11 protein-coding genes are annotated in these 11,345 nt (G+C 60.2%); 5 read left to right on the top strand and 6 right to left on the bottom strand.

Annotated features, from left to right (window positions below; all coding sequences use genetic code 11):
* Positions 1-22 precede the first annotated feature (22 nt).
* On the top strand, positions 23-778 hold the full coding sequence (gene radC / locus ACR0KX_RS11650) for a RadC family protein (protein ID WP_170623448.1): 756 nt from the start codon (positions 23-25) through the stop codon (positions 776-778).
* A gap of 74 nt (positions 779-852) precedes the next feature.
* On the opposite strand, the gene ACR0KX_RS11645 is transcribed toward radC, so the two are convergent.
* The 3 genes from ACR0KX_RS11645 to secA form a co-directional block, all read right to left on the bottom strand.
* The gene (locus ACR0KX_RS11645; RefSeq protein WP_170623446.1) at positions 853-2,409 is read right to left on the bottom strand and encodes a phosphate ABC transporter substrate-binding/OmpA family protein; all 1,557 of its coding nucleotides are present in this window, start codon (positions 2,407-2,409) and stop codon (positions 853-855) included.
* A gap of 24 nt (positions 2,410-2,433) precedes the next feature.
* Positions 2,434-3,354 carry a hypothetical protein gene (locus ACR0KX_RS11640; protein WP_170623444.1) on the bottom strand — a complete coding sequence of 307 codons (921 nt, stop codon included), beginning with the start codon at positions 3,352-3,354 and terminating at the stop codon, positions 2,434-2,436.
* 100 nt (positions 3,355-3,454) lie between these two features.
* Positions 3,455-6,172 (bottom strand): preprotein translocase subunit SecA, encoded by a 2,718-nt coding sequence (gene secA / locus ACR0KX_RS11635; protein WP_170453411.1) that lies wholly within the window; start codon positions 6,170-6,172, stop codon positions 3,455-3,457.
* 176 nt (positions 6,173-6,348) lie between these two features.
* On the opposite strand from secA, the gene ACR0KX_RS11630 reads away from it, so the two are divergent.
* Genes ACR0KX_RS11630 through mutT form a run of 3 tightly spaced genes read left to right on the top strand, consistent with a single transcriptional unit; the run spans position 6,349 to position 8,884 of the window.
* On the top strand, positions 6,349-7,197 hold the full coding sequence (locus tag ACR0KX_RS11630) for a peptidylprolyl isomerase (RefSeq protein ID WP_170453412.1): 849 nt from the start codon (positions 6,349-6,351) through the stop codon (positions 7,195-7,197).
* A 6-nt stretch (positions 7,198-7,203) separates the two neighbouring features.
* The gene (gene argJ / locus ACR0KX_RS11625; RefSeq protein WP_170623442.1) at positions 7,204-8,430 is read left to right on the top strand and encodes a bifunctional glutamate N-acetyltransferase/amino-acid acetyltransferase ArgJ; all 1,227 of its coding nucleotides are present in this window, start codon (positions 7,204-7,206) and stop codon (positions 8,428-8,430) included.
* Between the two features lie 55 nt (positions 8,431-8,485).
* Complete coding sequence (gene mutT / locus ACR0KX_RS11620) at positions 8,486-8,884, top strand: 8-oxo-dGTP diphosphatase MutT (protein ID WP_170334201.1); 399 nt, start codon at positions 8,486-8,488, stop codon at positions 8,882-8,884.
* 62 nt (positions 8,885-8,946) lie between these two features.
* Here mutT and ACR0KX_RS11615 read toward each other — a convergent pair whose 3' ends face one another.
* Both ACR0KX_RS11615 and ACR0KX_RS11610 read right to left on the bottom strand, forming a co-directional pair.
* Positions 8,947-9,165, bottom strand: a complete 219-nt coding sequence (locus tag ACR0KX_RS11615; RefSeq protein WP_480626501.1) for a GDCCVxC domain-containing (seleno)protein — start codon at positions 9,163-9,165, stop codon at positions 8,947-8,949.
* 4 nt (positions 9,166-9,169) lie between these two features.
* Positions 9,170-9,493, bottom strand: a complete 324-nt coding sequence (locus ACR0KX_RS11610) for a hypothetical protein (RefSeq protein WP_170520999.1) — start codon at positions 9,491-9,493, stop codon at positions 9,170-9,172.
* Positions 9,494-9,587: 94 nt separating this feature from the next.
* Here ACR0KX_RS11610 and ACR0KX_RS11605 point away from each other — a divergent pair, with 94 nt between their 5' ends.
* On the top strand, positions 9,588-9,977 hold the full coding sequence (locus tag ACR0KX_RS11605; protein ID WP_170623440.1) for a MerR family transcriptional regulator: 390 nt from the start codon (positions 9,588-9,590) through the stop codon (positions 9,975-9,977).
* A gap of 113 nt (positions 9,978-10,090) precedes the next feature.
* Here the strand turns inward: ACR0KX_RS11605 and ACR0KX_RS11600 are convergent, their stop codons facing one another.
* Positions 10,091-11,212, bottom strand: coding sequence for a serine/threonine protein kinase (locus tag ACR0KX_RS11600; RefSeq protein WP_480708441.1), 1,122 nt, complete (start codon positions 11,210-11,212; stop codon positions 10,091-10,093).
* Positions 11,213-11,345 lie beyond the last annotated feature (133 nt).

Here is an 11,345-nt window from a genome sequence, read left to right as displayed (position 1 = left end):
GATTCTGCGTCAAGGTTAGCCCATGACACAGGACGCCTTTGCCGAAGCCCCCATGCTGTTCGACACGGACGAAGCACCAGCACAGCCACTGCCGAGTGGCAGGTTGCCGTCATACATCAAGGACCACCGCAAACGACTGCGTGAGCGGTTCATGTCGGGCGGGTCGGCAGCGATGCCGGATTATGAGTTGCTGGAACTGGTCCTGTTCCGCTCGATCCCCCGGCAGGACGTGAAACCCCTGGCGCGGCTGCTGTTGGATACGTTCGGGGATTTCAACCGCGTGCTGACCGCGCCCGAAGAACGGCTGCGTCAGATCAAAGGTGTTGGCGAGACAGTGATCACCGACCTGAAAATCCTCGAAGCCTGCGCCCACCGGATGGCCCGCGCCCGCGTGATGCAGCGGCATGTGATTTCCGGGTGGGATGCCCTGCTGGATTACTGCCACACCACCATGGCACATCGCGAGATCGAACAGTTCCGGGTGTTCTATCTGGACCGCAAGAACGTGCTGATCGCGGATGAGGAACAGGCCAAGGGTACGGTGGATCATGTACCGGTCTATCCGCGCGAGGTCGCGAAGCGGGCGTTGGAGCTGAATGCCTCGGCCCTGATACTGGTGCATAACCACCCGTCCGGCGATCCGACTCCGTCTCAGTCGGATATCGACATGACCAACCGGATTCACGATGCCTGCACGGCGCTGGGTCTGACGTTGCATGATCATCTGATCATCGGAAAATCGACCGAGTTGAGTTTTCGGTCCGAGGGGTATTTGTAGGGGGCGTTGCCCCCTCTTGATCCTGCGGATCAATTCACCCCCACCGTATTTTTCACGAGAAGAAGATGCGGGAGTTACTCGATCCAGATTTCGACGCGCCGGTTGACTTTGCGACCCCATTCAGTGTCATCGCAGGCCATGGGCATGGCCTCGCCAAAGCCTTCGACCGAGATGTCGATACTGTCGGGGATTTCGGTTTCAACTGCGGCCAGAACGGCGTTGCGGACGGTTTGGGCGCGGCGCAGGGCAATGCGGGCATTGGTGGCGGCGGCCCCGTCCCCGTCGCTGAAGCCCACAAAGACCAGCTTGCGGGCATTCAGGGTGCCGGTTTCCAGCGCCTGCGCCAGATACAGGATGTTCGACCGCGATTGCGCATCTGGACGGGACGATCCGGGCTCGAACCGAACCGACAGGGACAGGCGGGCCATGGGGCGCAGGGCGTCGATCATGCGCTGGATTTCCTCCAGCCCGACCTCGGCCCCGCCCGAGACGATGGCGTTGGACAGACGATCCCCTTGCAATCCGATCCGCGTGGTTTCAGGCGCCTGATCCACATACCCGGCTTGCCGGATCGCCATCTGGGCGTCAGCGCTTTGGCTATAGGCCAGAAATTGCCGCGCGATCCGGGGCAGGCGGCGTTCCGGCAGATAGAGGAACATGGGCAGGGTCAGCGGGTAATCTTCGGTCTTGATGGCGTGGCGCGTTGCGGCCAGCCCGTGGCCGCATCCGCCCGTCAGGGGCAGGGCGCGGGCGGCATCAGCCGAGGCATGGCTGGTGATACCAATGGCGAATGAGTCCTTTGCCACCGCCTGCACCAGATCGCTGTTGCGCGCGTGGCGTATTGCGCCGGATGTCAGGTCTGTGCCCACGGGTGACAAAATCTGGTCCTCAACCGCCTGCGCCAGACCAGACCCGGCATCGGGCATATGCAATGCGATCGGCGCGTCGGGCCCGCCCAGATCGGACCAGTTAGTGACTTCACCCGTCAGCACGCGGGCCAGATCAGACGGGGAAATCTGCGCCGCGATGTTGTCTTTGGCCACCACCGGCACGATAGCATCCAGTGCAATAACGCGAGATCGCCGCGCGCGGGTCAGATCGCCCAGCCCGGCCTCTTGCGCCGCGTCAACTTCGCCGTCGCGGATTTCGCGCAGGGCCATGACGATGTCGGCGGTGTTTTGGGTCAGGTCGGCAAATCCCTGATCCGTATTGCCTACGCGGAAGAACAGACGGGCCAGCGGGGCCTGCCGGTCGGCTTGAAACAGCTCGTATGCAAAGGTGCGTTCATCCACGCGCTTTGGCGTAGCGGTCAGCCCTTCTTGCCGGGCAAAGCCGATGATCAGCGCGGGCAGAACTGTTTCGGCCATCACGGACGAGCCGGAAAATCGGACCTCGGCCACGAAATCGATCAGGTTCGGGCAAGCGGGGCCGTCGCAGGTGACGCCCGAGCCGTCGACCGTCAGCTCGCCGAACTGCGTGTCGACGCGGTAGAATTCGCCGTCGAAACCCAGCAAGTTGCCAGTGATTTCGACCTTGCCGTCATGCGAGGTGAGCGTGATGTCCTGTGCTGCCGCACCGGTTCCAAGGATTGCGGAAATCAGCGCGGCCACCGCCACACGGAAGAATGTCATAAGAGAGTCGAGCCTGCCTGCGGATTACTTTGCCGCAATTGTCAGGTCTGAGAGCAGATTATTCAACACCAGAAACTCACCGGTTTGCGTGCAGTCCGGCACGGCGAGGCTCAGGTCGCGGGACCGCAGGCGGTTGTCTGCCCGCAATTCGATGGATTGCACGTTCAGATCGCGACCGCAGTTGGTTTCTGTGACCTCGGCCTCGACCGTCAGATCGATGGTTCCGGATTGTTGCGATTGGCCCGCCGGGAAAGAGTAGATCTCGATATTATTGGCATCGACAAGACCGGTGTGGCCCAGGCTTACGACGCTGCCCGCCCCAGCGGTTGTGCTGTCCGCCCAGACATGGCCGTCGCCGCCATAGTTTGCGCCAAATTCCAATGCGTGGATCTGCAGGGCTGCATCGCCTTGCCACTGCAGCGCGACGCGGTCGAATTGGTTGATGTCCGGCACATGGGTTGTGGCGACGGTACCGGATTGATCCGGGAACGAGATAAGGAAGATCGCGTATTCCGAAAGCGCCGGGATGGTCACGTTCAGCGCACCGTTTTCGTCGGTGATCTGAGTCACGGTCAGGCCGCTGTGATGAATATTCACCCGTGCGTTGCTTTGGCAGGGGGATTTGATGCTTAGCCGGGCCTGCGCACCGGGTACGGCAATGGCCCGCGCGGTCAGGTTGCAGTTTTGATGCGGTTCTCTGGCCTGCGGTTCAGCGCGCGTGGGTTCAACTGTGACGGTCTTTTGGCCGCTGTCGGCGTCATTGGGGGAGGCAGATGTCAGGACGATGCTGTCCAGCCCTGCCAGAACCGAATTCTGATTGGTCAAAGAGGCAGTATCCTGCGCCTCGTTCGGCTGCGCAGCACTTCCATTTTGCATCAGGTAACCAATCGCCAGGGCACAGGCTACTGTGCCGCACATGGTCACGTAATTCCGTACTACAAACAAGACACCCTCCCCAGTTGAAGGAGCGAGTCGGACATTCGCCCCGAATCGAGGCCAATTTGTGGCCGCGAGACGGACTCATTGTGATTGGTTAACGTTGACGTTAGGTCAGTCTGCCATGGCAATGTTTGAATTTCTTGCCAGACCCGCACGGGCAGGGATCATTGCGCTTTGGATTGCCCCAGGTCGCGGGATCGTTTTCGTCAAAGCCCGGCAACGCATCGCCCGAGGCGGCGGCTTCTGCCTTTGCCTCGGCCTGACCTGCGGCCTGATCGACCGCCTGCTGCGCCTGCGCCTGTTGCGCGGCCATCTGGGCCAGCATTTCCTTTTGCTCTTCCTCGGTCAGCGGGCGTACGCGAGACAGTTGCTGCGATACGGTTTCGCGTAAGGAGTCCAGCATGCCTTCGAACAGTTGGAAGCTTTCGGTCTTGTATTCGTTCAGCGGATCGCGCTGGGCATACCCGCGGAAACCCACGACTGAACGCAGATGCTCCAGCGTCAGCAGATGCTCGCGCCATTTGCTGTCGATGGTTTGCAGCAGGACCTGTTTTTCGATGTTGCGCATGTTCTCGGGGCCAAAGGCCACGGCCTTCTGCGCCATCATCTCATCGGCGGCCTTGATCAGACGCTCGCGGACCTGTTCGTCATCCACGCCTTCCTCGGCGGCCCAGTCCTGAACCGGCGCGTCAATGGTCAGCTTGTCCTTGATCGCCTCGTGCAGACCATCGGTATCCCACTGATCGGCATAGGATTTCGGCGGCATGTATTCGTCGATCAGATCGTCGATCACCTGCTCGCGCATGTCCGACACGATCTCGGACAGGTCGTCTGCGGACATGATCTCGCGCCGTTGGCTAAAGACCACTTTCCGCTGATCGTTCATCACATCGTCGAACTTCAACACGTTCTTGCGCATGTCAAAGTTACGGCCTTCGACCTTGGATTGCGCCCGTTCCAGCGACTTGTTCACCCAGGGGTGGACGATGGCCTCGCCTTCCTTCATGCCCAGCGTGGTCAGCACCTTGTCCAGCCGTTCCGAGCCGAAGATGCGCATCAGGTCGTCTTCGAGGCTCAGGTAGAACACAGTGCGGCCCGGGTCGCCCTGACGGCCCGAGCGGCCGCGAAGCTGGTTGTCGATACGGCGGCTTTCGTGCCGTTCCGAGGCCATGACGTAAAGGCCACCGGCCTCCAGCACCTTCTGTTTTTCTTCAGCATGACGCGCCTCTTCCGCAGCGCGCAGTTCGACGGGATCGGCCTCGGGGTTTTCGGCCAGTGCCTGCAGAACCTTCATTTCCACGTTGCCGCCCAGCTGAATATCGGTGCCCCGACCGGCCATGTTGGTGGCGATGGTCACCGCGCCATAGCGGCCAGCATCGGCAACGATCTGGGCCTCTTGTTCATGCTGGCGGGCGTTCAGGACGTTATGCTCGATGCCTTCTTTGGTCAGCATCTGGCTGAGCACTTCGGATTTCTCGATCGAGGTGGTGCCGATCAGCACCGGCTGACCCTTGGCGCTGGCCTCTTTCGCCTCCTGGATGATCGCGCCGTATTTCTCCATCGCGGTGCGATAGACCTGATCGTCCTCGTCCAGACGGGCAATCGGTTTATTGGTCGGCACTTCGACGACGCCCAGGCCGTAGATTTCAGCAAATTCTTCGGCCTCGGTCAGCGCCGTGCCGGTCATGCCGCCCAGCTTGTCATAAAGGCGGAAGTAGTTCTGGAAGGTCACACTGGCCAGCGTCACGTTTTCGGGCTGGATCTGGACGTTTTCCTTGGCCTCAATCGCCTGATGCAGACCTTCGGACAGGCGGCGGCCCGGCATCATTCGGCCGGTGAATTCGTCGATCAACACCACATTGCCGTCACGGACAATGTAATCCTTGTCGCGCTGGAACAGTTTATGCGCGCGCAGACCCTGGTTGACGTGATGCACCACCGTGGTGCTTTCCGGATCATACAGGGAATGGCCTTCGGGGATCAGTCCCGCGTCCAGCAATTGCTGTTCAAGGAATTCGTTGCCCTCATCGGTGAAGGTCACGTTGCGGGACTTTTCATCCAGCGAGAAATGATCGTCACTCAGCGACGGGATCAGCGCATCAATCGCGGTGTAAAGATCCGAGCGGTCCTGCGACGGGCCCGAGATGATCAGCGGTGTCCGCGCCTCATCGATCAGGATCGAGTCGACCTCGTCCACAATCGCGAAATTGTGGTGCTTCTGGTAAATCTCGGCCAGATCGGCCTTCATATTGTCGCGCAGATAGTCGAAACCCAGCTCATTATTGGTGGCATAGGTCACGTCACAGGCATAAGCGGCCTTTTTCTCGGCATCCGGTTGGCCGGACCAGATCACGCCGGTGGTCATACCCACGGCGGCGAACACCTTGCCCATCCACTCGGCATCCCGCTTGGCGAGGTATTCGTTGACGGTGACGACGTGCACACCCTTGCCGGTCAGCGCGTTCAGATAGGCGGGGAAGGTGGCGACCAGTGTTTTGCCCTCACCCGTTTTCATTTCCGAGATGTTGCCCTGATGCAGAAACGCACCGCCCATTAGCTGCACGTCAAAGGCGCGCAGACCCAGCGCGCGCTTGGCCCCTTCGCGCACATTGGCAAAGGCTTCGGGCAGCAGGTCATCCAGGCTTTCGCCATCCAGCGCGCGTTTGCGCAGCTCGGCGGTCTTTTCGATCAGCCCTTCGTCGGACAGGTTCTCGAACTCGGGCTCCAGCGCGTTGATCTTTTCGATCAGGGGGCGGGTCGCCTTGATCTTGCGGTCGTTCGGTGTTCCGAACACCTTTTTGGCGAGCGTTCCGAGTCCCAGCATGTTCACTCCAGCGGATCTGTTCTTGTCTTGGTTGCGACAGGCTTGCCCACCTTGCGCGCAACCCATAGATACGGGGGGTGAAAGGCGGCCCTGTCCAAGGCTTCAAAGCGATGTAAGCGGCAGGTTCTGAAGTGTCAACGCTGCGCCCTGTCGCGGCAAAGAAATAGGATTGATCCATGCCCAAAGGCCTCACTTTTCTGCCATCTCTGGCGCTTGCTGCCGTGATGGCCCTGCCGCTGGCCGCCGAAACCAAGCCTGATGCAGGCACCGTCGTCGCCCGTGTGAACGGGGATGAGATCACATTGGGTCACGTCATCGCCATGGCCACGAACCTTCCGGCGCAGTATCAGCAGGCTGAAGATGACGTGCTGTTCGACTTCATCCTGGAACAGCTGATCCAGCAGCAATTGCTGAGCCAGGAACAGGGCGACCTGTCCAAACTGAACGAAATCGCGCTTGAAAATGAGCGTCGCTCGTTGAAAGCGGTGCAGGCGGTCGAGGCCCTGACCGATGCCGCCGTCACGGATGAGGCCATTCGGGCCGCTTACGACGCCCAGTTTGCCGATTTTGCGGGCGAGGATGAGTTCGACGCCAGCCATATCCTGGTAGATACCGAGGAAGAGGCCAAGGTCATCAAATCGCAACTGGACGATGGTGCCGATTTTGCCGAGCTTGCGCGTGAACGGTCCACAGGCCCCTCGGGCCCCAATGGCGGTGCGCTGGGCTGGTTTGGCAAGGGCCAGATGGTGCCTGCATTTGAAGAGGCCGTGATTGGCTTGGAAAAAGGTCAGGTGTCGGATCCGGTTCAAACCCAGTTCGGCTGGCATGTCATCATTCTGAACGATACCCGCAAATCCGAAGCGCCCGAGCTGGACACGATCCGCGATCAACTGGCTCAGACCATCCAGCAAGAGGCGATCCAGGCCCGCATCGATGAACTGACCCAGCAGGCTCAGATCGAGCGTCCGGCGCTGGAAGGGGCAGGCCCCGAAACGCTGCGCCAGATCGAACTGCTGCAGGAGTAATCTGCCGTGGCCACGATCACCAAGGTTTCGCCGCTGGCCCCGGCCAGTTTCCCCGATCTGCCTGCGATTGACGGTGTGCGCTTTGCCACCGTCGCGGCAGGTGTGCGGTATCAGGGTCGCACGGATGTCATGCTGGCCGTGCTGGACCCCGGAACATCTGTGGCAGGCGTATTCACCAAATCCGCCACCCGCGCCGCTCCGGTGCTGGATTGTCAGGACAAGATCGGCGGGCCAAGTGACGGCCCGGCGGCTATCCTTGTGAACTCGGGCAACGCCAACGCCTTCACCGGGCATTACGGCCAGACCTCGGTTTCCGAGGTGACGCAGGCCGTTGCGGATGCCACCGGCGTCCCGGTCAACCGCGTCTTTACCTCGTCCACCGGCGTGATCGGGGAACCCCTGCCGCATGAGCGTATCGTGACCCAGCTTGAGACGCTGAAGGCGGGCCTCAGCCGGCACGCCATCGAAGACGCCGCGAAGGCCATCATGACCACGGATACCTTCCCGAAAGGGGCGTCGGCGCAGGTCGAGATTGATGGCAAAACAGTCTCTATTGCGGGGATTGCGAAGGGTTCCGGCATGATTGCGCCGGATATGGCGACGATGCTGGTCTACGTCTTCACCGACGCACAGGTGGACCAATCGGCCCTGCAGGCGATGCTGGGCGCGCAGACGGATCGGACGTTCAACTGCATCACCGTTGACAGCGATACGTCGACCTCGGACAGCCTGCTGCTGTGTGCTACCGGGGCGTCGGGTGTCGATGCCACCACCAACGCGGCATTTGCCGAAGCGCTGGAACGCGTGATGCTGGATCTGGCGCAGCAAGTGGTGCGTGACGGTGAGGGGGCCACGAAATTCGTGGAAATTCGTGTGGCCGGGGCCGCCTCGGACGCAGACGCCAAGGTACACGGTCTGGCGATTGCCAACTCTCCGCTGGTGAAAACCGCCATCGCGGGCGAGGACCCGAACTGGGGCCGCATTGTCATGGCCATCGGCAAGTCCGGTGCAGCAGCGGATCGTGATCTGCTGAGCATTTCCTTCGGAGACATTCTGGTCGCCGAAAAGGGTTGGGTCAGTCCCGATTACCGCGAGGATGACGCCGCCGCCTATATGAAAGGTCGGGATCTGGTGATTGCCGTCGATCTGGGGCTGGGCGCGGGCAAATCCACCGTCTGGAGCTGCGATCTGACCCACGGCTATATCGAGATCAACGCGGATTATCGCTCGTGAAACCGGAGCAATTCCAGCAAAAGTGGAGCCCGGTTTTGCGTCCGGGATTGCGACCATGAAAACTGTATTAGTGTCTGCCGTCGCCCTGATCGACATCGAGGGCCGGGTTCTGCTGGCCCAACGCCCCGAGGGCAAATCGATGGCCGGTCTGTGGGAGTTCCCAGGCGGCAAGATCGAACCCGGCGAAACCCCCGAGGCCGCACTGATCCGCGAATTGCACGAGGAACTGGGCATCGACACCTGGGCCTCCTGCCTCGCGCCGCTGACCTTCGCCAGCCACAGCTATGACGATTTCCACCTGCTGATGCCGCTGTTCGCCTGCCGCAAATGGGAGGGCATCCCGCAGTCGAAAGAAGGGCAGGCGCTGAAATGGGTGCGGGCGAATGACCTGCGGAACTACCCGATGCCTGCGGCGGATGTGCCGTTGATTCCGATCCTGCGGGATTGGTTGTAGTTGCGGGTTGGTGGCAGGTTGTGGTCATTTGTCAGATTTGCGGGACGAAGCCGACCTTCGCTTTACCCGCAACAGCTACCGCCCAATTGGATTGGTGGGCATGGAACAGTGGCGTAAGAGCAGTATACACAACAATCGCCTTCCATGGGTTTCAAAACTGCTTCGCACGACTTGCACTCATAGAACCACTGGCAGGCATCTGTCGGCATTTCTTCGGTTTCGCTGTGTCCACAGTTTGGGCACGTCAGTGTACTTTCAAGCACCAGAGTTTGGTCCGTCATTGTCTCACATCTGCATAATCAGGAAATCGTTGATCCGGGCCTCGTAGAATACGACAACCCAAGCTAGACCGGTTATCGCGGTCGTTCCCCAAAGCCACCACTTCAACTTTGGTATTAATCCGCGCTGATGAGACACTCGCCAAGTTACCGCGACAAGTACGGTCGAAATCGCCAGCACATAGTAGCTTGCCGCCGCGATCTTCCCGAAGATTGCCATCCAACTGCCGCCCAATCCCAGCAGCATCATCGTCATGGGCAATACGCAGCAAGTTGCGACGCCAAGCGCGGACAGCGATCCCAGGTAACTGAGGCTAAGGTACTTCTGCATTTTTTCTGACGGCCCTTTTCGCGCGGAGTTGTCTAAGTGACATTCTTCCGTATAACTTCTGTAGTCGCTACAGGATCAAGCTGGGGAATCTCACGTGTTTGCGATTGGGGAAGCATCCCGTCAAAGCGGCGTCGGCATTGAAACGATCCGCTACTACGAGCGCGAAGGGATTGTGCCAAAGCCAGCACGGGCACCGAATAACCGGCGGATGTACTCTGCAGATGATATTGGAAGGCTTCGTTTCCTAAAGAAATGCCGCGATTTGGGCTTCTCGCTCGCAGACGCAAAGACGCTACTTAACCTGTCCGAAGGCGATGCCGAGGATTGTCAATCCGTCAAGCAGCTGGCCGAACTCCATATCTTCAACGTGCGTGCAAGGGTAGACGAGCTGAGGCGCTTGGAAGCGGCGTTAGTCGAGCTTACAGCCAACTGTGACAGCGGGAATGTCTCGTGTCCAATGCTCTCTAAGCTGCGCACTGAATAGTGGGCTTTGGGCTCATTGCTTCCATTCCCACAACACCAAAGCAGCACCGTCTTCCGGCGCAGGACACAGATGCCCGAGCATAACCCGGGCACCCTGTCTTCAATCCGAACACCTTACATATTCGGGAAGTAATCCTCGCATTCGCCGTCGCGGTAGACGTCTGCCGTGCAGCAATGCAGACCGCCGCCAAAGGCGTAGGCGTCGCGGAGTTCGACTTCGACCACTTCCATGCCCAGCTTGTCCATCTGTTCGGCCTGATAGACCTCGGACTTTTCGACACAGACGGTTTTCGGGTCCAGTACCAGCACGTTCATCGACAGCCAGGTCGAGGAATAGCACAGCGGCGGCGGCGTGTTGTGGGCGGGTTGGGCGGCGTCCACGATCTCCCAGCCGTTTTTCTCGAACATGCCGCGTTGGTCTTCGGGCAGGCGGCGCTGCGGGTTGTTCAGGATCAGGCCCGGGCGCAGCGGCGTAAACGTCGCGTCGATATGGATCGGATAGGGGTCACCGGGGAAGTTCACTGTGTGGACGCGGTGGTCGGGGAAGTGACGGCGCAGCCACTCGATCCCCTTGAGGTTGGTGGTAAACCCATGCTGGACCACCAGATCGCGACCAAAACGCAGCACGTCGGCGGCATCGAACAGGGGCTCTTCTTCGGTGGTGACAAAGAACTTCTCGGCCGCCCATTGCAGGCGCTTTTCGACGCCGATTTTGTCGCTGAGGTAATCGGGATGGTAATCCGCATCGGTCAGGCGCGGCTTGGGTGCAGCCTCGTGGCGGAAGTTCGGGTCTTCGTCCCAGTATTGTTGCATCAGGGGGCGATAGTTCAGGTATTCGAACCAGCGGCAGCGGTAGGACATCGTCGCTTCGAGGATTTCGTGCCCAACGGTCAGCAGCACATCGCGCGGGGGCATACAGCCGAACTGGCTTTGGGTGTGAAAATCCGGAGTGGTAGCCGGTTGCGAATGATCAATCGACGTCGGGCGATCCACGCGAATACCGCGCTTGCGCAGTTGATCGGCGAAATTGTCCAGCAACTCGTTGGCCCGGTCGATGGTTTCCTGCGGGCGGCGGCCCCACTGGCCGCGCATGTCGCTGTCCTCGGGCACCTTAGCGTCCAGCGCGGGTTCCTCGGGCGGAATGTGGCAGTCATCCGCGCGGCCCACGATGACGTGGCGCAGGGTGTCCCATTCATTCCAGCTTTTGACTTCGGTTTTGTCGGGGGACCAGGCCATGGCTGTCTCCTGTTGTGGCGGAGATCAGGACGGGGCCCTCAATCTCCTGATTGAAAGTCCCGGCGTACAGGATATGGGGTTCGTCGCTGATTTACCTCTGGCGACGCCATCGCCAAAGAGCTTGACGGGCCAC

The sequence above is a fragment of the Ruegeria sp. BG5 genome, assembly GCF_056538425.1.
This window is presented reverse-complemented; position numbering and strand designations above follow the sequence as displayed.